The 25,156-nt window shown below is 48.3% G+C and carries 15 protein-coding genes and 1 riboswitch; of the genes, 9 read left to right on the top strand and 6 right to left on the bottom strand.

Annotated features, from left to right (window positions below; translation table 11 throughout):
* Positions 1–74 precede the first annotated feature (74 nt).
* Entirely contained in the window at positions 75–2,294 is a 2,220-nt protein-coding gene (locus P2W83_RS05775; RefSeq protein ID WP_276132752.1) for a TonB-dependent receptor, read from the bottom strand.
* A gap of 120 nt (positions 2,295–2,414) precedes the next feature.
* A riboswitch (TPP riboswitch) is annotated at positions 2,415–2,509 on the bottom strand.
* 186 nt (positions 2,510–2,695) lie between these two features.
* Positions 2,696–3,877, bottom strand: a complete 1,182-nt coding sequence (locus tag P2W83_RS05780; RefSeq protein ID WP_276132753.1) for an RsiV family protein — start codon at positions 3,875–3,877, stop codon at positions 2,696–2,698.
* A 123-nt stretch (positions 3,878–4,000) separates the two neighbouring features.
* On the opposite strand from P2W83_RS05780, the gene P2W83_RS05785 reads away from it, so the two are divergent.
* Positions 4,001–5,926 (top strand): T9SS-dependent choice-of-anchor J family protein, encoded by a 1,926-nt coding sequence (locus P2W83_RS05785; protein WP_276132754.1) that lies wholly within the window; start codon positions 4,001–4,003, stop codon positions 5,924–5,926.
* Between the two features lie 74 nt (positions 5,927–6,000).
* On the opposite strand, the gene P2W83_RS05790 is transcribed toward P2W83_RS05785, so the two are convergent.
* On the bottom strand, positions 6,001–6,330 hold the full coding sequence (locus tag P2W83_RS05790) for a hypothetical protein (RefSeq protein WP_276132755.1): 330 nt from the start codon (positions 6,328–6,330) through the stop codon (positions 6,001–6,003).
* A gap of 115 nt (positions 6,331–6,445) precedes the next feature.
* Between P2W83_RS05790 and P2W83_RS05795 the strand changes: the two genes are divergently transcribed.
* Positions 6,446–7,453, top strand: a complete 1,008-nt coding sequence (locus P2W83_RS05795) for an AAA family ATPase (RefSeq protein ID WP_276132756.1) — start codon at positions 6,446–6,448, stop codon at positions 7,451–7,453.
* A gap of 358 nt (positions 7,454–7,811) precedes the next feature.
* Here the strand turns inward: P2W83_RS05795 and P2W83_RS05800 are convergent, their stop codons facing one another.
* Positions 7,812–8,606: a thymidylate synthase gene (locus P2W83_RS05800; protein WP_276132757.1), complete on the bottom strand. Its 795-nt coding sequence runs from the start codon at positions 8,604–8,606 to the stop codon at positions 7,812–7,814.
* A gap of 187 nt (positions 8,607–8,793) precedes the next feature.
* Between P2W83_RS05800 and P2W83_RS05805 the strand changes: the two genes are divergently transcribed.
* From P2W83_RS05805 to P2W83_RS05835, 7 genes are all read left to right on the top strand, one after another.
* Positions 8,794–9,513 carry a glycosyltransferase family 2 protein gene (locus P2W83_RS05805; RefSeq protein ID WP_276132758.1) on the top strand — a complete coding sequence of 240 codons (720 nt, stop codon included), beginning with the start codon at positions 8,794–8,796 and terminating at the stop codon, positions 9,511–9,513.
* The gene (locus P2W83_RS05810; protein WP_276132759.1) at positions 9,513–10,025 is read left to right on the top strand and encodes a gamma carbonic anhydrase family protein; all 513 of its coding nucleotides are present in this window, start codon (positions 9,513–9,515) and stop codon (positions 10,023–10,025) included. The genes P2W83_RS05805 and P2W83_RS05810 overlap by 1 nt, the downstream gene beginning before the upstream one ends.
* A 98-nt stretch (positions 10,026–10,123) precedes the next feature.
* Entirely contained in the window at positions 10,124–10,867 is a 744-nt protein-coding gene (locus tag P2W83_RS05815) for an outer membrane beta-barrel protein (protein WP_276132760.1), read from the top strand.
* 140 nt (positions 10,868–11,007) lie between these two features.
* Positions 11,008–14,409 (top strand): methylmalonyl-CoA mutase family protein, encoded by a 3,402-nt coding sequence (locus tag P2W83_RS05820; protein ID WP_276132761.1) that lies wholly within the window; start codon positions 11,008–11,010, stop codon positions 14,407–14,409.
* A gap of 97 nt (positions 14,410–14,506) precedes the next feature.
* Positions 14,507–19,555, top strand: coding sequence for a translocation/assembly module TamB domain-containing protein (locus P2W83_RS05825; protein ID WP_276132762.1), 5,049 nt, complete (start codon positions 14,507–14,509; stop codon positions 19,553–19,555).
* Positions 19,556–19,557: 2 nt separating this feature from the next.
* Complete coding sequence (gene tamL / locus P2W83_RS05830; protein ID WP_276132763.1) at positions 19,558–21,867, top strand: translocation and assembly module lipoprotein TamL; 2,310 nt, start codon at positions 19,558–19,560, stop codon at positions 21,865–21,867.
* Between the two features lie 109 nt (positions 21,868–21,976).
* Positions 21,977–23,272, top strand: coding sequence for an aminopeptidase P N-terminal domain-containing protein (locus P2W83_RS05835; RefSeq protein WP_276132764.1), 1,296 nt, complete (start codon positions 21,977–21,979; stop codon positions 23,270–23,272).
* A 44-nt stretch (positions 23,273–23,316) separates the two neighbouring features.
* Here the strand turns inward: P2W83_RS05835 and P2W83_RS05840 are convergent, their stop codons facing one another.
* Complete coding sequence (locus tag P2W83_RS05840) at positions 23,317–23,757, bottom strand: DUF4293 domain-containing protein (RefSeq protein WP_276132765.1); 441 nt, start codon at positions 23,755–23,757, stop codon at positions 23,317–23,319.
* 23 nt (positions 23,758–23,780) lie between these two features.
* The gene (gene serS / locus P2W83_RS05845) at positions 23,781–25,052 is read right to left on the bottom strand and encodes a serine--tRNA ligase (RefSeq protein WP_276132766.1); all 1,272 of its coding nucleotides are present in this window, start codon (positions 25,050–25,052) and stop codon (positions 23,781–23,783) included.
* Between the last annotated feature and the right edge of the window lie 104 nt (positions 25,053–25,156).

Here is a 25,156-nt window from a genome sequence, read left to right on the forward strand (position 1 = left end):
CTATATACTTGCAATAAAAAACTAACGCCGGGCAGGTGCCCGGCGTTGCTTCCACGGTGATACGCGCCCCTATTTTACCATTTAAGAGTCAATCCTGCCAGCCAGTTGAAACCAGCCTGGGGGAAGTAATAGTTCTCAGTGGTTACTACGCCGCCGTATTTGTAGCTGAACGTATAACCATTGCTTTCATACATTTTGTTAAATATGTTGTTAAGTGCCAAACTGGCGGCTACCTCGCGGAATGGACGAATTTGCACCGTATACCTGATGCGTACATCGCACAGGGTGTAGGCACTGATCTTACGATCTTCGTTCGATGTATTGTCGAGGTATTGTTTGCCTACGTGCTTGCCCAACAGGTCGAACTCGAGGCTGTTGCCTTCTGCCATATTAGTAAATGGAGTGAAGGTCAAACCACCGGCGGCAATTACATTAGGAGAAAATGCGATGTCTGTCTTCGCGTGATTGATCACGATCTGTTCACCAGTGGCGTTGTCGTAGTCATCCTGGTACTCGGTAAAGTTGTCGATCTTGTTCTCTGAGAAGGTTGCATTAGCAAAAGCCCTCATCCAGTCGAAAGGCACCACGCCGGCCTGCAACTCAATGCCGCGCCTGTAGCTGTTACCCACGTTGGTACGTGCGTACGCGCCTACATCGTTGATCTGCCCTGTCAGTACCAGCTGATTTTTGTACGACATAGCGTATACATTGGCAGCAGCACTCCATTTTTTTGTATTCATTTCATAGCCGATCTCAATGTCTGTCAATTTCTCCGGTTTCGGCAGATTGGTAACCGATGCTTCGAAATCGTCCCTGTTCGGCTCTTTGTTGGCTATGGCAACTGACCCATATAGTTTCTGGCGCTTGCGGAAGCTGTTCTCAATGAAATAGGTCAGACCCGCTTTAGGATTGAAGAAGTTATAGTCAACCGACGGCATAACGGTCGGGTTCTTCCTGAAGCCATTGATGTTGTAGCCTACACGGCGGTACTGCGCATCGCCATAAACAATAAGCTTTTCGGTGATCTTATGTTGGGCTTTCAGGTAGACGTTCAGGTCATTCTTCTGTGAGGTCAGGTTATACCAGCGGTAGTCGACAGGTATGTTGAACTCCGCCCATTTCACGAAACCGTAATGGTTGCCGTCATATTGGTTCCAGCCACCACCAAGCGTAAGCTGGGTCTTATCCTTTTCATAGATAAGTGAGAACACCGAGCCGTAGAAATAGTTGTCGAGCCACAGCTGACGGGTAAGGTCAGTAGTAGTGATCGTATCCGTACCGCTGATAAAATCAGGCAAACCGTAGTCAGCATAGGCATCGCCCATGCGGTATTCCTGGTAGTAGCCATGGCCCCTCGTCAGGAACAAGCCAAGGTGACCAGTCAGGTATTTACCAAACTTGTGGTCAACAAAACCCTGGTAATAATCCTGCTGGTAGTTATCGGTCTGGTCGTTGTAATAGTAGCCATCCGATTTCAGTCCAAGGCCATTGAAGGTTCGGTTGGTGAGCAGTGAGTCCTGCGGAACACCGTTCCATGCCTGGCCGGTTTTTTCCTGCCCCGTCATCATCATGAAGCGAACATGGGTATTCTTGTTTGCCTGCCAGCCTGCTATGAACTGCAGTGATTTCAGGTCGCTGGCAGAACGTTGCATATAGCCATCGGAGCTGATCTTCGACAGGCGCACATCGAACTGCAGGCCGTTCTTCAGAAGACCTGTACCAGCACGCAGTGTGTGCCTCCAGGTATTGAACGAGCCATAGCCTTCGCTGATCTCGGCACCAGCTTTTTCAAACTGCAGCAGGTTGCTGATGCTCATTGTAGCGCCAAATGCAGCACCGCCATTGGTAGAAGAACCTACACCGCGCTGTAGCTGAATAGAACCGGTAGAAGAGGCAAGGTCTGGCGTGTTGACGAAGAAAACGCCTTGTGATTCCCCATCATTCACCGGGATGCCATTGAGGGTGACGTTGATACGCTGTCCGTCTGTACCGCGAACACGCAGACCTGTATAACCTACACCGGCGCCCGCGTCTGATGTTGACACTGCCGACGGTGTGTACTGCAGCAGGTAAGGAATGTCCTGGCCAAGGTTTTGCTTTTCGATGTCCTTGCGCGAAAGCTCAGTTTTAGCAAAAGGAGCATCCTGCGTGGCCCTTAAACCGCGCACCTCGATGGGCTGCAGCATTTGTTGTTTCTGCCTTACGGAGTCGATGGTCTCGGCTTCCTGGGCAATGACGGTGGAACTGCCTGCGCAAAGCATGGTTGCGAGGACAAGTGTGTGTTTTGGATGCATGACTTTAGATTTCATGTTTGGCAAAATGTGAGGCGCCATGCATTGTCCTTCGTCTACGACTACAACCACCCATACACGCATGCGACTGCGATAGTGTACAAATGGATGCAACAGTATACGAGCTGATTTTTCACTCTTCCCTAACCGGCATTACCCGGTCCAGGTTCAGCGGGTATGATCTCAGCCTGAACTATTAGGCACCCCGATATCCTTTTTTGGATCGTGAGGCAAAGATAATAGGTCTGAACCTCAGATTAAACTGATTAATCGAGATTTTGCCCGCCTGAGATGGGAATTCGAATAGAGATAATCTTATATAATTCAGGTTTTACAGGTGTTTCCGCGGAATAAATTGTTACATATTGTTAGCTCGCGAGTTAGTTTTTTTCCGTTTTGCGGCTTCATTTCTTATTCATCCGGGCCGAAAATTCGGGCGTCAGCAGGCCATAAAGCCTTCCGTAGGGAACAAAAAGGGTGATCATACCCGCCGAATATGGAGTGATCTCGTAGGGGTTGTACACAAAGGTCAGTCCCGTAGGAGTGATGTAAAAATTATCGGTAACAGTAGGTTCTTCCAGGTCCAACAGTACTCCGCCTAGTTTTTCCTGCGGTTTGAGTTTAAAATACTTACGGGCAGCTTCAACCAGCAACGGCCTCAGCCTGGCAGTATCCCCTTCTATCACATCGCCCAGCTTCCAGAGTTTGCCGCGCTGAAGGTCTATATTCAAAAAGCTGCTACCAAATATGCCATGGGCACCGCCAGTATAGTCGTAACCAAAACATTCCACCACCAGCCAGCCATCTCTATTTAAAAGCACCCACATCCGCAGTTGTTCATCATAGCTGGAAACATGCTCCGCGGTATCAAGTCCGTCCATGTCTTCGCGGTAGCTGAGAAAGAAACTATCAGCCATGGAGCGCATACACCGCTCCAGCTCGCCAACCTTGCAGCCCAACGGACCATGCAGGACGGAATCGACAAAAACTTTATGATCGTACGCTGCATTCTTTGCCGGAACTAAAAACTGGTAGGAGGCAAATACCGTGTAGTCCTTCCTCCGTTCGCTCAGCTTTGCCGAATCTTTTAACCACGGAATCGCCAATTTAATACTACCGGAAGGATTCACTTCTTTCAAGCGGATGGGTTGCATTTTTTTGCCCTTTGAATCCGTCCACACCCCGGTTATCGAGTCGCCTTTTATAACGCTGTGCCATTCACCACCGTTTTCCCAGCCGCCCATCTCCGTGGTAGGATTCTCCGATAATACCAGGCTATCGTGGGTTGCCGGGTCAGGAAGCAGGTTTATTACCTGGCCCCTTGCAATGTAATAATAGGAACCATGAAGCTCATCGCCGTATTTCTGCAATTGTACATGTACAGGTTGCCCCGCTACAGTTCCGGAATATTGTTTATGCCAATCACGTTCCTCAACCGGGGTATTTGTGCTCTGCTTGTTGTCCGTGCTCTGTACCTGCTCCCCGTGCTTTGCGGATGAGTTGCAACTTATACAACCCCAAACCAGAAACAGTAGCAGGAACGCATAGTTCTCTTTTATAGAACAAAAATACAACAATCGTACCATTTATGATATGGCCGGGATGGGTTGACGGATGAAAAACCAGTCACACATAAAGGAGAATCAATATCTGTTGCGCCTTGTGAATTTAATATTCCCTTAACTTCGTCAGCATAAAACTTAAATGAAGTGAAAGGAAAATTACTCATTGCAGCGCTTGCTGCTCTGGCAGCCGGCAATAGCGCTAATGCTCAGGCCTGGTCTGAAAACTTCAACAGCGGTTTCCCCTCAGGTTGGAAACTGTACAATGTTGATGGTAAAACCCCTAGTTCAACGACCTCGTTCGTGACTGATGCATGGGTGCTGCGCGTAAAGTCGGATAGCCAGGGTAATCCCATTGTTGGCGACTCTACGATCGTATCTACTTCATGGTACAGTCCTAGTGGTACTGCTAACGATTATGTGGTAACACATTCGTTCACCGTTAGCGCCAATATGGCCATCAAATGGGATGAGAAAGCTTCTAACGCAAATTTTCCTGATGGTTACGAAGTGCTTGTGTCAACTACCGGTGACCAGGTAGCCGATTTCACCAACGTTATCTATACTACTTCAGGTGCTGCAGCAAATGCGTTCACTACACGCTATGCAAGCCTCGCCGCTTTTAACGGTCAAACCGTTTACGTTGCCTTCCGCAACAACTCTAACGATAAAGAATTGCTGTATATCGACAATATTGCCACATACACTCCGCCTGCTAACGACCTGGGACTGACAACGGTAACGCCGTCTGCGACTTCTCAGCAGCACTACGGCCTGGGCAATTCGAACATCAACCTTGGCGGTACTGTATTCAACTTCGGTAGCTCCGCTGTTACTGCTTACACTGTAAAGTACCAGCAAGGTGCTAACCCTGTTGTTTCTACAACCATTTCGTCTGTAAACATCCCGGCTTTTGGATCGGCTAACTTCAGCGTAAGCACACCATTTACCCTGCCATCGGCTTCTGGCGACTATCCCATCACTATGTGGGTAGAACTGGGCGGCGATGTTAATGCAACCAACGATACAAACGGTACTGTTGTTACATCGGTTGCATTCATGCCTACTAAAAAGATCTTTATTGAAGAAGGTACGGGTACCTGGTGTGGCTGGTGTCCAAGGGGTGCTGTATATATGGACTCGCTGTGGAACAACTACCAACAGGATGTGAGCCTGGTGGCAGTGCACAATGGCGACCCAATGGTGCTGTCTGGTTATGATGCATTTATGAGCACAAAGATCGGCGGTTACCCTTCTGTACTTGTTGACCGTGTGGAAGAGATGGATCCTTCGGCGCTGATCACCGCTTATAATAACTATAAAGGCAACTTCGCATACGCCGATATCTCCCTGCAGTATGTGCCAAGCGCTGGCTTTAGCTTTGGTGTAAAAGCTAGTGTAAAGCCTGCTGCTGATCTTTCTGGCGACTATCGTCTTGCACTGGTGCTTACCGAGGACGATGTACACGGCACAAGCACAACGTGGGCACAAGCCAACTACTATAGCGGCTATGCTCCTCTTTCAGGCGCTGGTCACGATTGGTATAGCGAGCCTAGTAAAGTACCTGCAGCAAAAATGGAATATGATTTCGTAGCCCGCCAGATCGTACCTTCTACCGACGGCGCTGCAGGCAGCCTGCCGGCAACTATGACTGCGAACACGGTTTACGATTATACTTTCAATACTACTATCAGGGCAGATTACCATCGCGAAAAAATGCGTGCTATCGTAATCCTGATCCGCAACTCAGATGGCGTAGTTCTGAACAGCAACGTAATGAGCGTGCCAGTAGGTATTACAGATGTTGCTGCCGGTATCGAAGCATTCAGCATCTTCCCTAACCCTGCTGCTAACAACAGTACACTGAGGTTTGGCCTGTCTGCAAGCGGTAAAGTAACTGTAGCTGTAACAGATGCTATGGGCCGCCTGGTAAAAACCATTGCTGACGAAACTATGTCTGCAGGTTCTCAAACCATCGACATCAACACAACTGATTTCGCTCCGGGCATTTACAACGTATCTGTTCAGACCGAAAAAGGTATGATGACGAAAAAACTGTCGGTTATCAAATAATCTAAGTTTCCGAATAACGTAAAAGCCCCCCGCTGATAGCGGGGGGCTTTTTATTTGATGCTTGTCAGAAGTGGCTATAGTTCAAAATATTCTATCACGCATTCTTTCAATACCTGTTCCTGTGCGGCGAGGCCTGTAGCTTCGACCGACTGCACTGGTGCGTAGTGCGGCCAGCCGTCTTCGTCGCGGCCGGTATATTCAAAATACCCGCGGCGGCTCAGCAGGCTGCACACTGCAACGTGCATCAGGTCCTGCTTCTGCTCTTTGGAGAATTTACGGCGCGGCAGGTTGCCGAATTCATTCACGCCTATCAGGAATAAGATACCTTCCATATCGGGCAGCTTGCCAAAGCGTTCCAGCATCAGTTCTTCCACCTTGGCCCAGCGTTGTTCAAAATTTTCCATACCGCTGCAAAACTACCTGAAATACACGGAGTTTGGTTTAACTCATTTTTAACAGCGGTTAAAAAACCATCTGCAATATTTTTGAGAAGTAATATATTGCTTTGTAATACTGTTTATGGAACCTGTAACATCGAACGTTGACATCCGCGAACTGAATGAACGCATCCACCAGCAAAGCGCTTTTATAGATCTGCTGACCATGGAGTTGAACAAGGCTGTGGTAGGCCAGAAACACATGGTAGAAAGGCTGATGATAGGCCTGCTGGCCAATGGCCACGTACTGCTGGAAGGTGTGCCCGGTCTTGCAAAGACCCTGGCCATCAAATCGCTGGCATCAGCTATTCACGCGCGTTTTGCCCGTATACAATTTACCCCCGACCTGCTACCGGCCGACGTGCTGGGTACAATGGTATATAACCCGCAGGCACACGAGTTTGCTGTTCGCAAAGGGCCCATCTTCGCCAACTTTATTTTGGCCGATGAGATCAACCGTGCCCCTGCAAAAGTGCAAAGCGCCCTGCTGGAAGCCATGCAGGAACGCCAGGTAACCATTGGTGATTCTACTTACAAACTGGAAGAACCTTTCCTGGTGCTGGCTACGCAAAACCCGATAGAGCAAGAAGGTACTTATGAACTGCCCGAAGCACAGGTGGACCGTTTTATGCTGAAGGTGGTGATCTCTTATCCTAAAAAAGAAGAAGAGCGCCACATCATCCGCTACAACCTGAACCCGCAGGGCATGAGCAAGATCAACCCCGTAGTGAGCCCGGAAGATATTATGAAAGCACGTACGCTGGTACGCGAGGTGTATATGGACGAGAAGATCGAACAATACATTCTCGACATCGTATTTGCTACACGTTTCCCTGAAGAATACAAACTGAATAAACTGAAACCGCTCATTAGCTACGGTGCTTCACCACGTGCCAGCATCAACCTGGCGTTGGCTGCAAAAGCATACGCCTTCATGAAACGCCGCGGTTATGTAATACCTGAAGACGTACGCGCAATATGCCACGATGTAATGCGCCACCGTATCGGCATCACTTACGAGGCCGAAGCAGAGAACATCACCAGCGAACAAATACTGAACGAGATCCTTAATGTAGTGGAAGTTCCATAGAGAACTTCGACGATTGATAAAGTAAAAGCCCGGTGTTTGCCGGGCTTTTTTAGCGTTATCTGGACACACCCCGCTCAAGAGGGGAAGAGAAAAGCTTCCGTCGGGATTATGCCAAAGAGTTAATAAATAAGATTAGGATCTGCCGCCCAAGCAATAAATAGCCAAGCCCAAAGAGCGACAACAATTAGAATAATACTGGAAAGGATTGTTACTACGCTACGCCGTCTTTTTCGTGACTCTATTCGAAATAAGCAAACGATAATAGCGACAATGAGGATAGCTACTACAAGAGCGCTAAAAAGAAACAATATCCACAGAGCCATCATTACCATTGCTCTTTTATTTTTAGATGCTGTCTTTACACCGCCACCGGCGCTTTAATAGCAGGGTGGTGCTGGTAATTCTCCAGTGTAAAATCTTCGAACTTGAAAGAGAAGATATCTTTTACATCCGGGTTGATCTTCATGGTTGGCAGCTCGTATGGCGTGCGCGTGAGTTGCAGTTTTGCCTGATCGATGTGGTTGCTATACAGGTGTACATCACCAAAGGTGTGGATGAACTCACCGTATTGCAGTCCGCACACCTGCGCTATCATCATCGTGAGCAGTGCGTAAGATGCGATGTTGAACGGAACGCCTAAGAAAACATCAGCGCTGCGTTGGTACAGCTGGCAAGACAGTTTGCCATCGGCCACATAAAACTGGAACAGTGCATGGCAGGGCATCAGCTTCATCTTCGGCAGGTCAGCCACGTTCCATGCGCTAACGATCATACGGCGGCTGTCAGGATTCGTCTTTATTTGTTTGATGACATCGCTTATCTGGTCGTAAGTAGTACCATCAGCACCCGTCCAGCTCCTCCACTGGTGGCCATATACAGGACCTAAATCGCCGTTAGCGTCTGCCCATTCATCCCATATGCTCACGCCATTTTCTTTCAAGTAAGCGATGTTGGTATCGCCCTGCAAAAACCAAAGCAGTTCGTGGATGATAGACTTCAGATGCAGCTTTTTGGTAGTAACCAGCGGGAAACCTTTTTGCAGGTCGAAACGCATCTGGTAGCCAAAACAGCTGATAGTACCTGTACCCGTGCGATCGCTTTTGGTAGCGCCGGTATCTAATATATGTTGGAGAAGGTCGAGATATGCTTGCATTACTAGTTCAGAAAGTGTGAAGCCTTATTATATTTTGAGACTAGCGTATCCCGCCCCGGTTCAAAATGACTAAACAAAAGTAATCAAAGCATTGCTTTTTGCAGTCGTAACCAATATTGTTGGGGATAAAGCGTTAACAGTTTGGAAAATCAGTCGTAATTTGCGCCCTTATATTTATAAAAACCCAATGAGCACTAAACTTTCTATCGTTATCCCGGCATATAATGAAGGCCGCACTATCCACTTCATCCTCGACAAGGTGAAGGCGGTGAAGCTGATCAACGGGATGGAAAAAGAGGTGATCATTGTAAACGACTGCTCGAAAGACAATACTGAAGAAGCTATCATGGCTTACAAGGCTGCTAACCCCGAGCTACCTATTACTTATTTTAAACATGAAGTAAACCAGGGTAAAGGCGCCGCGCTGCATACCGGTATCAGGATTGCCACCGGCGATTTTGTGATCATACAAGACGCCGACCTGGAATACGACCCGGAAGAGTACAACCTGCTGCTGAAACCGCTGCTGGATGGCTTTGCCGACGTAGTATACGGCTCACGCTTTATGGGCGGCAACCCGCACCGCATCCTGTTCTTCTGGCACTCTATAGGAAACAAGTGGCTCACTACCTTGTCTAACATGTTCACCAACCTGAACCTGACAGACATGGAAACATGTTATAAAGTATTCAAGCGTGAAATCGTTCAAAGCCTGAAGCTGGAAGAAAAACGTTTCGGTTTTGAACCTGAGGTAACAGCTAAGATATCAAGGATACCAAAGATCAGGATATACGAGATAGGCATCTCTTATTATGGCCGTACGTACGAAGAAGGGAAAAAAATTGGAGCTAAGGATGGTTTCAGGGCTATTTACTGTATCTTGAAGTATAACCTGTTCAAGAAATAATGCCGGTCATCCTACCTGTAAAAGGCGTTTCGCCCCAGATACCTGAAGATTGTTTCGTGGCCCCCAACGCAACTATCGTTGGCGATGTGATCATGGGTAACGAATGCAGCGTATGGTTCAACGCCGTTGTTCGTGGCGACGTGAACAGCATCCAGATGGGCAATAAGGTAAATATCCAGGATGGCGCCTGTATACACTGTACCTACCAAAAAACAAGGGTAGTGATCGGTGACAATGTTTCCATTGGCCATAATGCTATTGTACACGGCTGCACGGTGGAAGACAACGTACTGATCGGCATGGGTTCCATCGTGATGGATAACGTGCATATTGGCGCCAACAGTATCATTGCTGCGGGTGCAGTAGTGCTGGAAGGAACGCAGGTACCTGCAGGCAGCATCTTTGCAGGTGTTCCAGCCAAAAAAGTGAAGGATATCAGCCCTGAGCTACTAAAGGGCGAAGTGGAGCGCATAGCCAACAACTATGTGATGTACAGCTCCTGGTTCAAATAACCTCCTTCTCATCTCCGTTTGACACAATTTTACCCCCCTATTGCATATAAGAAATAGGAAATATAGATTTGTCCCGACTAATCAAACACACGATCAATATGAAAAAACTTTTCCTGGCTTTATTAGCTGTTGCATCTATCACTGCAGCTAACGCACAGAAGGGCTCTATACTGGTATTTGGTACCGCATCTGTTGAAAACCGTAACGAGGAGCTTGCCGGCGATGAAACCGAATTCCGGTCCTGGCACATCCAGCCAGGTATCGGTTACCAGTTCCACGACAATATGACCGCCGGTCTTGAGGGAGGGTACTCATATAGCGCCCGTGAAAGAGAATTTGGACCAGCTTCTGCGCTACCACTTTCACTCCTTGATGATCAAATGGAATGGAACATCGGCGCTTTCTACCGCTACACACATTATTTTAATCAAACATTCTCTGTATGGGGCCAGTTTGGTGTTGGTTACCTCAATGGCGATATAACCCGAGACAGGATCGATACGGTTGGAAACATTGCCCGCGTTGCAACAACTGTGAACGACTACCATGGCTTCCGCGCTTATATTACACCTGCCTTCGCGATCAACGTGCACAATGGCTGGGCACTGAATTTCGGCTTCGGTGGTATCGAATATAGGAATGTTAATTTTGACGATTTCGCTGCCGGCGACATCATACCTGAGTCGGAAAGCAGGTTCAACCTGACCTTCGGCCAACAGTTGAATGTAGGTATCTCAAAAAACATAGGCTGTGGTTTCTGGAGCAAGAAAAAAGCTCCTAAAGAGCCGGGCATGGATACACGCGGCATGAAACAAGATCAGGAAGACGACGACGACGAATAGTCTTCTCTACAAATAGTTGAAAAGCGGGGTTTTACCCCGCTTTTTTATTGCCCTGACATGGGTGCAAGCTTACCTGCCATTTTGTACCTTTGCAGCCCGGAAAGCACTTATTCAGCTTTCTCTATTTTAAAAGATCTTATATGTCTTATTCTCCCAAGCATAAAGTGCGCATTGTAACTGCGGCCTCCCTGTTCGACGGCCACGATGCTGCCATCAACATCATGCGTCGTATGATGCAGGCAAGCGGTGCTGAAGTGATACACCTGGGCCACGACCGTAGCGTGCAGGAAGTAGTGGATTGCGCCATACAGGAAGATGCCAATGCTATTGCCATCACCTCTTACCAGGGCGGCCACGTTGAGTACTTTAAATACATGTACGACCTACTGAAGGAGCGCAACTGCGGACACATAAAGATCTTTGGCGGTGGTGGTGGTGTGATATTGCCTACTGAGATAGAGGAACTGCACAATTATGGCATCACCCGCATCTACTCTCCCGACGATGGCCGCGCTATGGGCCTGCAGGGCATGATCGACGACCTGATACAAAGGAGCGACTTCCCGACCGGCAACCAGCTGAACGGCGAAGTAGGCCACCTGGTTGATAAAGAACCCAAATCAATAGCACGCCTGATATCCGCAGTGGAGAATTACCACGACCTGCCGGAAACGCAGGCCATGCTGAAGAAGATAACCGAGCAAGCTGCTAAGTCTAAAACACCCATACTGGGTATCACAGGTACCGGTGGTGCAGGTAAGAGCTCGCTGGTAGATGAGATAGTGCGCAGGTTCCTCCTTGACTTTAAGGACAAGAACATTGGTCTTATCTCTGTCGACCCGTCGAAACGTAAAACAGGCGGTGCGCTGCTGGGCGACCGTATCCGTATGAATGCCATCCGCAACAGCAGGGTGTACATGCGTTCTATGGCTACCCGCCAAAGCAACCTCGCGGTTTCAAAATACATTTTGGATGCAGTTAACATTCTGAAGGCTGCCAACTACGACCTGATCATCCTCGAAACGTCAGGTATCGGTCAGAGCGATACGCAGATCACTGACTACTGCGACATGAGCATGTATGTGATGACTCCGGAATACGGTGCTGCCACACAGCTCGAGAAGATCGACATGCTGGACTTTGCTGATATCGTTGTCATCAACAAATTCGACAAACGCGGCGCTATGGATGCCCTGCGCGACGTGAAGAAACAATTCCAGCGCAACCACAAACTGTTTGATAAGAACCCGGATGATATGCCGGTGTTCGGCACCATCGCTTCACAGTTCAACGACCCCGGTACCAACACGATGTACAAATCGCTGATGGACCTCGTGGTATCAAAAACAGGTGCTGCGCTGAATTCGAACTTCCACATCAGCAACGAGATGAGCGAGAAGATCTATATCATTCCGCCGGCTCGTACCCGTTACCTCAGCGAGATATCGGAGAACAACCGCAAGTACGACAAATGGGCTAAGGACCAGAGTGCCGTTGCTCAAAAGCTGTTTGGTATCAAGAAAACCATTGAAACCATTCAGGATACTAACGCTGACGATAAAGACAGGCTGGTAAAGACCCTGCAAGAAGTCTACAGCAAAACAGAAATGGAGCTGGACCCTAAGAACAAACACCTGCTGGAAAACTGGGATAAAAAGAAACACCTCTTTACAGACGAGTACTATGTTTTCAAAGTGCGCGATAAAGAGCTGAAGATAAAAACGCACACGGAATCACTCTCGCATACACAGATACCTAAAGTTGCTGTACCTAAGTTTGAAGCATGGGGCGAAATACTGTACTGGGCACTGAGCGAGAACTTCCCCGGCGAATTCCCTTATGCTGCGGGTATCTATCCATTCAAGCGCGAGGGCGAAGACCCGACGCGTATGTTTGCCGGTGAGGGTGGACCAGAGCGTACCAACAAACGCTTCCACTACGTATCGCTGGGTATGCCGGCTAAACGTTTGAGTACTGCGTTTGATAGCGTTACTCTTTACGGACAGGATCCTGACCACCGCCCGGATATTTATGGTAAAGTGGGCAACTCGGGCGTAAGCATTTGCTGCCTCGACGATGCCAAGAAACTGTATAGCGGTTTCCACCTCGCAGATCCGAAAACATCGGTATCGATGACCATCAACGGTCCTGCACCTACCATTACTGCCTTCTTCATGAACGCAGCCATCGACCAGCAGTGCGAACTGTACATCAAAGCAAACGGACTGGAAGATGAAGTGAACAAAAAGATCGACGCGATATACAAAGAGAAAGGTTTGCCTCGTCCTACGTACAACCCATCAACGTTTGGTGGTGGCGCTATAGGCTCGCTGCCTGAAGGTAACGATGGACTGGGTCTGATGCTGCTGGGTGTTACCGGCGACCAGGTGCTGCCTGCTGATGTGTACGCTAAGATCAAAGTTGATACACTGAAAGCCGTGCGCGGTACCGTGCAGGCCGATATCCTGAAAGAAGACCAGGCGCAAAACACCTGCATCTTCTCTACAGAATTCTCGCTGCGTGTGATGGGTGATGTACAACAGTACTTTATCAACAACGGCGTGCGCAACTTCTATTCAGTATCTATCAGCGGTTACCACATTGCAGAAGCAGGTGCTAACCCGATATCACAGCTGGCATTCACGCTGTCTAACGGTTTCACGTTTGTAGAGTACTACCTGAGCCGCGGCATGAACATCGACGATTTTGCGCCGAACCTGTCGTTCTTCTTCAGCAATGGTGTAGATCCTGAGTACAGTGTGATCGGTCGCGTAGCCCGCCGCATCTGGGCCAAGGCCATGAAAAATAAATATGGCGGTAACGAGCGCTCGCAGATGTTGAAATACCACATCCAGACATCAGGCCGCTCACTGCACGCGCAGGAGATCGACTTCAACGATATACGTACTACGCTGCAGGCACTGTATGCGATATACGACAACTGTAACTCGCTGCACACAAACGCTTACGATGAAGCGATCACTACGCCAACGGAAGAAAGCGTTCGTCGCGCGATGGCTATACAGCTCATCATCAATAGGGAGCTGGGTCTCGCCAAGAACGAGAACCCGCTGCAAGGTTCCTTCATCATCGAAGAGCTGACCGACCTGGTAGAAGAAGCTGTATTGTCAGAATTCGACCGCATAACAGAACGTGGTGGCGTGCTGGGCGCGATGGAGACCATGTACCAACGTAGTAAGATACAGGAAGAAAGCCTGTATTACGAAACACTGAAACACACGGGTGAGTTCCCCATTATCGGCGTGAATACATTCTTGAGCAGTAAAGGTTCACCGACGGTGATACCACAAGAAGTGATACGTTCTACTACCGAAGAAAAAGAATTCCAGATACAGACGGCACAAAACCTGTGGAAACGCAGCGGCGACCTGGGCCAGGAAAGACTGCACACCCTGCAGCAGGCTGCTATTCACAACCAGAACATCTTTGAAGAACTGATGGAAACAGCGAAGTATTGCTCGCTGGGCCAGATCACCAAAGCCCTGTTTGAAGTAGGTGGCCAGTACCGCAGGAACATGTAACCTGTTTCTAACTAATAGTTTATTGAAACGCGCATCTCCACGATGCGCGTTTTTTGTTTTTAATGAGGGTACAGTTTTTATAAGCTTTCCTTAACAGATGAGAAAAGCTTTAAGGATCAGTGCTATTGTGGTAACCGGCTTACTGTTGCTTGTTACTATCATAATGCTATGGCTGACAACCAACTCCGGTAAGAATTTTCTGCGCTTGCGCATCATCTCGTACATGGAAAAAAGGTTGCACACCGATGTGCAGATAGGCAAGCTTGATTATAAATTACCAGAACGGGTAGAGTTATTCGACGTGTATTTTGGCGACCAGCGGAAGGATACTTTGCTGTCAGCCAGGCACATGCGTGTGAACATCGATATGGTGCGGCTATTGACCAACCAGGTACAGATAGAAGAGATACAAATAGACAACGCCGTTTCCCATCTTTACCGCAAAGTTCCCGATACCGCATTCAACTTCGATTATGTGGTCAAAGCTTTTGTGGCACCACCCAATCCGCAGGCACAAGATGCGCCAACTGATTCTACCGGCAGGATACAACTTGATATCAGGCGGTTGATACTCAACAAGGTATATGTAAGTTACGACGACTACACCGGCGGCGACAGGTTTGCTATAGGTATTGATACACTACAAACCACAGTAAATAAAGTTGACCCTTACAATCATGACTACCGCATTGATGCTTTGTATATCAACGGTATGAAATCCAGCTTTAATATGGATACCTCTTACCTGGTGAAGAAACCAAAGAAAGGTGGACTGCTCCCTAATGTTACCTTCCGCGAAATAAACCTGAAAAACATCATATTCAATTTCAAGAACAACAACGACCAGATCGCATTCGACCTGAACATTGGGTTGCTATTTACCCATCCGGAAATGGTAAACCTGAGAACACAGGACATAATGGTAAACGATCTGCGGCTTGATTCGTCCAACATCGTTTTGCAAATGGGACGAAAAGCAGCAGCACGGGCCGAGAAACTGGTAAAAACAAATCCCGTCCAGTCAAAAAAATGGCGCTTCATCGCAAAGACGGTGAAGATGAACGGAATCGACTACAAAATGGACAATGCCGCCATGCAGCCGCTTAGCTATGGCTTGGATTATGCGCACCTTAACCTGCACAATATAGTAGTAGATGCACAGGACCTCAGGTACACCACCGATACCATCAGCGCCAATGTTCGCCACCTGGCAGCCGCCGATAAAAGCGGCCTGGATGTAAAAGACCTGCGTACCGTATTCATGTACCATCCTGAAGGCATGTACTTCCGTAACCTGTACCTGCAAACCTCGCGCAGTATATTGCACGACTATGCAGCGGTATCCTTCCCATCTATCAAGGCTCTGAAGGAACGACCACAGTTGGCCAAAGTACAAGCTAACCTGGAGAACAGCACGCTGGGCGTACAGGACGTGCTGCTGTTTGCGCCGCAATTAAGAAAACTCCCGTTCTTCAATAAGTACCAGAATGAGATTGTAAAAATCACACTTGTTGGTGACGGCCAGGTGAGTGCACTCAACATCAAACGTTTCCAGCTGCAGGGATTCGATAATAGTTATGTAGACGTAAGTGGTATTGTAACCGGTGCACCGGATCCTCGGTCAATAAGATATTCATTCAACATCAGGCAGCTGCAGTCCAAAGAATCAGTGGCCGCGCCTTGGGTACCCAGGGCTACGTTGAAGACGATGGACCTGCCTTCTGCCTTTAGCGTGAATGGTAAAATAAGCGGCACGGTATCGAGTGCTAATATGGACCTTATTGCAACCACTACTGATGGCAATGTAACGGTAAAAGGCCCGGTGGCTTTTGGCAGACGGGGACGCGAAACATATGACCTGTACGTGAAGGCAGACAGGTTGAACATCGGCAAGATCATCATGCAGCCCAAAACTGTTGGCAAAGTAACCGGAACGTTCTATGCCAGGGGTCAGGGTTTTGACATCAATTATATGAATGCGGTAGTACGTGGAGATGTTGCTTCCGCTACAGTACTTGGTTATACTTATCGCAATGCCCACGTTAACGCTACCATCGATCGCAAAACTGCCGATATAGATATCAACTCAAAAGACCCGAATGCAAACCTGAGCTTTAAAGGCAGTATTGATTTTGGTAAAAAATACCCTGCTATATACGGCAAGCTGGTTTCCGTAAACCTCGACCTGCAAAAACTGGGTTTCACGCCAAACCCATTGCGTATAGCCGGGACCTTTGAGGCAGATATCAGTTCACTGAATCCTGATTATCCGGTTGGCAGTGTCTATGCTGACAAACCTGTTGTTTGGGTCAATGGCGAACGCTTCCAGCTCGACAGTGTTTATGTCAGTTCAACACCCAGCGACGATAGCGGCAACTATATAGTGATAAACACAGGAGATATACAGGCGATCATATCAGGGCATACACCGCTCACCCAGATCGGCAATATCGTCCAGAGCCATATTAATCGGCATTATGCTATTAGCGCAATAGATAGTGTCAGGGCCATACGTTCAGCGCCTGCACACTACGACCTTGCTGTAAATGCTTTCGTTAAAGACGGCGCTATGATACGCGCGCTTGTTCCGGGCTTGCAAAGCATGGATACAGCCCGCCTCGTCGCCGGCCTTACACCGAATACGATATTCCTTGACGCATCGGCGCCGCGTGTACAGTACAACAATATGACCATACTGAATACGCAGGCCAATGTAAAGGGTGATAATGCCGGACTTAACTATAGTGTTACAGTAGATAGGTTCACTGGCGGCGGTATGGATTTCTGGTATGCTTCTGCAACAGGCACAGTTGCCAACAAGGAAATCACGTCAAAGATCAGTATAGCCGACCAGGAAAAACGCGAGCGCTTTGGTACGAGCTTTGTTTTCCACCAGCATCCTGATAAGCAGGAGATTCATATACGCGATGGCCTGGTGTTGAATTACAAACACTGGGATGTAACGCAGCCTAATGCCATCGTATTCTCGCCAACAGGCTTTTATGTCCAGAACTTCCGCATCAGCAACGGACCAGAATCCATTTCACTCAACAGCGCAGCCGCCGACTATTCCGCACCGCTGAATGTTGCTATCAACAACTTCCTGATGTCTAACATCACGGAGATAGTGAGCAAGGACACGGCGATAGCTAACGGCCTGATCAATGGCACGCTTACCCTACGCGACTGGAAGACTGCACCTAAGTTAAACGGCAATGTGCAGGTTGCTAATCTGTCGGTGATGGGTGACACCATAGGCGATGTGGATGCACAACTAAATAGCGCAACTATTAACAAAGTAGACGCGCGCATAGCCATCAATGGCCGCGGCAATGATGTGATCGTTACTGGCTTTTATTACCCGCAGGCCGTTAACGGCAACAACTTCGATCTGAATATGAAGATCAACACCATCAACGTACAGACGATCGAAGGACTGGCGCAATACCAGATTAAGAATAGCGTTGGTAATGTGCGCGGTGATCTGCACATAACCGGTACCCTCAGCAGACCTATTGTTCGTGGCGACCTTTATACCGACAGCCTGTCAACAACAATAGCCCTTGTAGGTGCACGGTACATGATGCCTAACGAGCATATCATATTTACACCGACCGGTATCGAGTTTGAAAATTTCAGGTTGATAGATGAAAGCGGCAATGCAGCCCTCGTAGAGGGTAAAGTATTTACACAAGACATGAGCAATCTTGGACTGGCTATGCGCCTGCAGGCAAATCGTTTCTGGCTGCTGAATACCACGGCAAAGGATAATGAGTACTTCTACGGCAAACTGCTGGTGAGCACCAACCTGAAGGCCAGCGGTAATATATGGGCGCCAGACATTACAGGAACCGTTACCGTACACGACAGTACTAAGATGACCGTAGTTGTACCTGAAAAAGAAGTAACCTTCCAGGAACGAGAAGGTATAGTTGAGTTCGTAGACATGCACGATACAGGCATGCACATCCTTCCTACTCCGCACGACACTGTAAAACGATTGGCGTTCAGGTCTGGTGCTTACATGAACGTAAACCTCGCAGTTGAAAAGAACGCAGAATTTACTGTGATAGTAGACCAGGGTACCGGTGACTTCCTGCGCATGCGCGGCGAAGCGAATTTGAATACTGTATTGAATCCTGACAGAACTGTGGGTGTTACCGGTGTCTACACCATCAACGAAGGAGCTTATGAACTGAACTATAGTTTTATTAAGCGCAGGTTTACTATACAACCGGGCAGCACCGTAACTTTTGCGGGAGATCCGTTTGAAGCACAACTAGACCTGAAGGCAATATATACAGCTAACGTACCACCATACGAGCTGGTAGAAAAACAGGTAACTGACCCCGCACAACTGGTGTATTATAACACAAGGCTGCCTTTCCAGATAGAGTTGAACCTACGTGGACAGGCTATGAAACCGGAGATCGGGTTTGACATAGTACTGCCTGATAACCGTAGCTATGGTCTGTCGGGAGACGTTACAGGATTGGTACAAGCTAAACTGGCTTTGCTGAGAAACAGTCCATCGGATATGAACAAGCAGGTGTTTGCCGTACTGCTGCTGAACCGTTTTGTATCTGACAACCCGTTTGAATCGGGCACCGGTATCGATCCGGGATTTGTGGCACGCCAGAGCGTGACACGTCTTATCAGCGAGCAGCTGAACCAGTTTGTTGGCGAGCTGATACAAGGCATAGACCTGACGCTGGATCTGCAGGCTACGGAAGACTACACCACAGGCGCACGCCGTAGCCGTACCGATCTCAACGTGGCAGCATCTAAACGCCTGCTGAATGACAGGCTTACAATAACCGTTGGCAACAACTTTGAGCTGGAAGGACAAAATAGCAACCGCAACCAGAACAGCGCTATCATACCCGGTAATATAGCAGCCGACTATGAACTATCGCGCACGGGCAGGTATAAGGTAAGGCTATATCGCAAAACTGAGAACGATGATATCATACGCGGTTATGTGAGTTCGACAGGTGCCAGCTTCATACTCGCCGCCGATTATAACCGTTTACGCAACCTGTTCATCAGCCGTCGCAAGCAATTGAGGAGAATGGAGGAAAGGGAAAAGGCAAGGCAGGAACAAGTACCTCCAAATCCACCAGTAAGATCTACCGCACGCAAGTAAATATGTCAACCAACTACCATCGCATACAACTCCTTTTACTCGCCTGCCTGCTGCTGTCATCATGCAGTGGCATCAGGTGTTTGCCTGAAGGAGACACGCTATATACGGGATCGAGGGTCAACATCAAAGACCCCAATAACAGTCCGCGTCGTTTAAGGAAGGTTGTTCAAGCCGACCTTGATAAAGCAGTTCGTCCCAAACCCAACGGAACGCTACTAGGCTGGCGTGTAAAACTCGCTATGTATGGCTTGTCCGGTTGTGATTCAAACGTCGGCAAAGGCATTCGTGGATTTATTAGAAGATTTGGCGAACCGCCTGTACCTGCCAGCGCTTTCGACTCTACCAAGAATCGCAAGCTGCTTGAAAATGTGTTACAAAATCGCGGCTTCTTTTATCCAAGCATCAACGTTACCACCAACACACGGCGCCGAAAAACACATGCGACTTTTGATGTGAACACTGGCCCGCTTTATACCATCCGCAATGTGTACTTCCCAGGCGACAGCAGCAAGCTCTCGTTAGATATTGCCGCGCAACAACCCAAAACGCTGCTGGAAAAAGACGCGCCTTTCAACCTCGACCTGATAAAAGGCGAGCGTGAGCGCATAGACAAACACCTGAAAGAGATCGGCTATTATTATTTTACACCGGACTATCTGATTGTTCGCACAGACAGCTCTGTTGGCGACCATAAAGTAGATATGTATGTACAGGTAAAGGACGACATACCAGACGACGCGGATGAAGTCTACAGCATCAACCAGGTATATATCTATCCCAACTTCCGGCTGGGCCAGCGCGACAGGAGAAGACGTGACACTACGCTACAGGCCAGGAAAGAAGACACCACCTTCTATGAACGTTATTACATTATAGGTGGCAGGAACCGTTACAAACCGCAGCTGTTCACACAAGCCATGCAGTTCTACCCCGGCGACCTGTGGAATCGTACCGACCAGAACATGGCACTTAACAGGCTGGTGAACATGGGTACATTCAAATTTGTGCGTAATGAGTTTGATGATATCGGCGACAACCTGCTGAATACATTCTACTACCTCACGCCTATGCCAAAAATGTCGTTGCGGGCGGAGGTGAATGGTTATACCAAGAGCGACAGCCGCACCGGTTCTAATCTCACCTTTGGCTGGCGGAACCGCAATACGCTACGCGGTGCAGAGTTGCTTGCCATCACGGCTAATGTAGGCTCAGAGATTCAGCGTGGCGGACAAAATCTGAACGTGAACACTTTCCAGTTTGGACTGGAACCGAGTCTCACCGTGCCGCGCTTCGTCGTTCCTTTCTGGGATCCGAAATCGTCCAGCATCTTTGTTCCGAAAACCGTGATAAAGGTCGGTTACGACGCTATTCTGCGGCCACCATTATACCTGCTGCACTCCTTCAGGGGCAACTACGGTTATGAGTGGAAAGAGAATATCAACTCAGAGCACCTATTGTATCCGATCAACATCAACTATGTTACCATCGATACACTAAACGAAGACACAACTATTTTCATCAATTACAACAACCTGCTGTTTGATGGGTTGATCATAGGGCCTACCTATGAATGGACCTACTCAACACGTGTAACGGAGCAGCCGCATCTGCATGACTTCTATTTCAATGGGCTGGCCGATCTTTCGGGCAATATACTGGGACTTGCTCAGCGATCAAGCCTCGACGAGCCACCGAAAGAGCTGTTCGGCCAACCGTATGCGCAGTACATGAAGTTTGCAGTGGACTTCCGACACTATATGAACTATGACTATGGGCCGTTTGCAATTTGGGCCAACCGCATCATCATTGGCTTCGGTTATCCCTATGGGAACTCACAGATATTGCCCAACATCAAACAATTCTTCAGTGGTGGTAACAGTAGCTTGCGCGGCTTCCGATCGAGACTGGTAGGCCCCGGCACCTTCCATGAAGACCCGGACAACCAGACCTTGGTGGAAACCCTTGGTGATATCAAACTGGAGATAAACACGGAGATACGCAGGCAACTATACAGCTTTGTGCACGGTGCCGTATTTATGGATGCGGGTAACATCTGGACCTACCGACCTAACCCCGTGTATAATAACCTGGGCGCCTTCAGCAGCAAGTTCCTCAGCGAATTAGCCATGGACGTCGGTGTCGGTCTCAGGCTCAACTTCCAGATACTGGTGCTCCGTATAGACGTTGGCGTACCTATACGCAAGCCGTGGCTGTCTGAACAAAACCGTTTTGTTACCTCGTTCGATCCCGCAAGCGCGAACTGGCGTAAAGACAACGTAATCCTCAATTTCGCGATCGGTTATCCGTTCTAACTCCGAAAGATAATTGGCAAATACCCTGTACCGCCGTACGGGGTATTTTCATTTTGTGCAAATAAGCCTTTGGCATTAGTGCTTATCTTGCATCACTATCTATAATGCGATGAAATATCTACCGATAACACCTAAGTTATATACTCAAAACCGCCAGCGGTTTGCGAAGATGATGAAGCCGAACTCGATCGCCATCTTCCCGGGTAACCCTGTGCTGCAAACCAATGCCGATGCTATTTACACGTACCGCCCTAATTCAGATGTATTGTGGCTGTCGGGCATAGTGCAGGAAAAATCGATGGTTGTACTCTACCCCGACAATCCCGACAAGAACGCCCGCGAGATATTGGTCCTGCTGCGTCCTAACGAACACCTCGAAAAATGGGAAGGCCACAAACTGCGTAAGGATGAGGCTACTGCGATTTCAGGCATCAAGAATGTGCAGTGGCTGGATAGCTTTGATGCAATGCTGCATGCCATGGTGCACAATGCAGACAATATATACCTGAACAGTAACGAGAACGACAGACTGGATACGTCACTTATCCGTCCCGACTTGTTTTATGTGCACGAGTTCATGAAACGCTATCCGCTGCACAACTATGAGCGCGCTGCAAAGATCACAAAAGAGTTACGCGCGGTAAAGACAAAAGAAGAAGTAGATGTAACGAAACACGCGATCGATATCACCAGCAAGGCTTTTACCCGCGTGCTGCAATTCGTTCGTCCCGGTGTATACGAGCACGAGATAGAGGCCGAGATCACACACGAGTTCCTACGCAACCGTGCAACCAGACATGCTTACGACTGCATTATCGCATCGGGAGACAGGGCGCGCGTGCTGCACTACGTTGAGAACAACCAGGAATGTAAGGATGGCGAGCTCATTCTTATGGACTTTGGCGCTGAGTACGGCAACTATGCTGCCGACCTGACACGTACCATTCCTGTGAATGGCAAATTCACCAAGCGCCAGAAAGAAGTATATAACGCAGTACTTGCCGTGCACGACTTTGCGAAGACGCTATTGAAACCCGGCATCTCTATTCTCGACTATACAGCCAAGGTGAACCAGGAAACAGAGAAGCAGTGTTTAAAACTTGGACTGATCACGAAGACGGACATTAAGAACCAGGATCCGGAAAATCCTGCATACCGCAAATACTTCTATCACGGTGTATCTCACCACCTGGGAATAGATGTGCACGACATCGGTCCACGCATCACACCGTTGAAAGAAGGCATGTTGCTCACAGTAGAACCCGGCCTCTACATTGAAGAAGAACAAATGGGCATCCGCATAGAGAACAATATCTGGATCACGAAAACGGGCAACATAGACCTGTTCAAAGGCATACCGATAACGGTGGAAGAAATAGAAGCCGCGATGAAAAGAAGGAAATAAAAAAAAGCCCCGTTACCACGGGGCTTTTTCTATTGTTATATCGTTTAGCGCAGTCTGTCCAGCGACTTTACCAGCTTTTGATCTTTCCTGATACCACGCAATGCAAGTATATGGAAGATGAACGACAACACCGGCAGCACAAAACCTGCGCGGTAAGTGCCGTTAGTTGGTGCAGAACTACCTGTATTTGTAATGTTGCCAATCGACATCAGCGTAGCAGCAACAAACCCAATGGTTAGCACCATACTGAGCCACACCAAAGTTTTCTGGCTTGAGCGGTTTTTAAATAAGAAGATGGCAAGGAAGGGCAGTGCAGTGATAGCCACAGCCAGCACCATCAGCAACGGATTACTCATTGCTTCGAAATTCACTGTCTTTGCAGCACCACCTACTGTAGTATCATAGCGGTATAGATCCAGCATGAATAACCCGGCATTTGCCAGCGCTGCCAGCAGCAACCAAATTGTTTGTACGCGTTGTATCATAGGTCCAATTTACTAATTCTGTTTTACTTGATCATATCTGCGCCGAAATAAGGGCGCAATACTTCAGGTAGTGTTATTCCTTCGGGTGTTTGATTATTCTCCAGCAGGCAGGCCATGATGCGTGGCAATGCCAGGGAGCTGCCGTTGAGCGTATGCACCAGCTGCGTTTTATTATCTCCGCCTTTGAAACGGATCTTCATCCTGTTGGCCTGGAACACTTCAAAGTTTGAAACAGAGCTAACTTCCAGCCAACGCTCCTGCGCGGCACTGTACACTTCAAAATCGTAAGTAAGTGCAGAAGTAAAGCTCATATCTCCACCACACAAACGCAGTATACGGTATTGCAGCCCCAGGTTTTGCAACAGCTTCTCGATATGGTCCACCATTTCCTGGTGCGCTTCGTAGCTTTTCTCTGGGTGCACCAGTTGCACCACCTCTACTTTATCGAACTGGTGAACACGGTTGAGGCCACGTACGTCTTTGCCATAAGAACCGGCCTCGCGACGGAAGCATGGTGTGTAGGCAGTCATTTTTATTGGCAGTGATGATTCAGCAACGATCTCGTCGCGGTACACATTGGTAACAGGAACTTCCGCTGTTGGTATCAGGTAGAAACCATCAACTGTCACATGGTACATCTGTCCTTCTTTATCGGGCAGCTGACCGGTACCATACGCGGTTGCTTCGTTCACCATATAAGGCGGATAATACTCTTTATAACCCGCGTCTATATTATAGTTGAGGAAGTAGTTGATGAGCGAGCGTTGCAGCTTAGCACCTTGTCCAATATACACAGGGAAACCACTGCCGGTTATTTTATTACCCAGCTCAAAGTCCACCAGTTTGTATTTGTCCATCAGGTCCCAGTGGGCCAGCTTTTGCGTACTCAGATCTGGCGTACTGCCGCCTTGCTTCACTACTTCATTTTCTTCCGGTGTTTTACCAAAGGGAACACTACTGTGTGGCATGTTTGGCAATTTCACCAGTGTATCGTGCAGTTCTTCTTCCAGCTCAGCCAGTTTAACCGACAGTTCTTTGGTTTTGTCTTTATTCAGCGATACCTGCGCTTTCAGGGTTTCAGCTTCTGCTTTCTCGCCTTTGGCCATCAGCTGGCCGATGTTTTTGGATGCCGAATTGATCGCTGCCAGAAGGGTATCGTTCTCAGCCTGCAAGTGCCTGCGGCGTTCATCCATTTCTATGATCTGGTCTACCAGCTCCGGTTCTTTGAAGTTCTTCTTCTTCAAACCGTCCAGTATCAGCTCCTTGTTTTGCCTGAATAATTGTATGGGCAGCATATCGGTTAATTATGCGGCAAATATAATGTTTAGCATCGTTTGCCCCTAAATCCACTGGCTCTGTTCAGGAAGCTTGCCCGCTATCCCGTTCTAACACGGAATGT

The sequence above is a fragment of the Polluticoccus soli genome (assembly GCF_029269745.1).
Taxonomy (GTDB): domain Bacteria; phylum Bacteroidota; class Bacteroidia; order Chitinophagales; family Chitinophagaceae; genus Polluticoccus; species Polluticoccus soli.

Coding starts and splice junctions, on each gene's coding strand:
- P2W83_RS05775 (WP_276132752.1), bottom strand. CDS start 2,294: ATGCATCCAAAACACACACTTGTCCTCGCAACCATGCTTTGCGCAGGC.
- P2W83_RS05780 (WP_276132753.1), bottom strand. CDS start 3,877: ATGGTACGATTGTTGTATTTTTGTTCTATAAAAGAGAACTATGCGTTC.
- P2W83_RS05790 (WP_276132755.1), bottom strand. CDS start 6,330: ATGGAAAATTTTGAACAACGCTGGGCCAAGGTGGAAGAACTGATGCTG.
- P2W83_RS05795 (WP_276132756.1), top strand. CDS start 6,446: ATGGAACCTGTAACATCGAACGTTGACATCCGCGAACTGAATGAACGC.
- P2W83_RS05800 (WP_276132757.1), bottom strand. CDS start 8,606: ATGCAAGCATATCTCGACCTTCTCCAACATATATTAGATACCGGCGCT.
- P2W83_RS05805 (WP_276132758.1), top strand. CDS start 8,794: ATGAGCACTAAACTTTCTATCGTTATCCCGGCATATAATGAAGGCCGC.
- P2W83_RS05810 (WP_276132759.1), top strand. CDS start 9,513: ATGCCGGTCATCCTACCTGTAAAAGGCGTTTCGCCCCAGATACCTGAA.
- P2W83_RS05815 (WP_276132760.1), top strand. CDS start 10,124: ATGAAAAAACTTTTCCTGGCTTTATTAGCTGTTGCATCTATCACTGCA.
- P2W83_RS05820 (WP_276132761.1), top strand. CDS start 11,008: ATGTCTTATTCTCCCAAGCATAAAGTGCGCATTGTAACTGCGGCCTCC.
- P2W83_RS05825 (WP_276132762.1), top strand. CDS start 14,507: ATGAGAAAAGCTTTAAGGATCAGTGCTATTGTGGTAACCGGCTTACTG.
- tamL (WP_276132763.1), top strand. CDS start 19,558: ATGTCAACCAACTACCATCGCATACAACTCCTTTTACTCGCCTGCCTG.
- P2W83_RS05835 (WP_276132764.1), top strand. CDS start 21,977: ATGAAATATCTACCGATAACACCTAAGTTATATACTCAAAACCGCCAG.
- P2W83_RS05840 (WP_276132765.1), bottom strand. CDS start 23,757: ATGATACAACGCGTACAAACAATTTGGTTGCTGCTGGCAGCGCTGGCA.
- serS (WP_276132766.1), bottom strand. CDS start 25,052: ATGCTGCCCATACAATTATTCAGGCAAAACAAGGAGCTGATACTGGAC.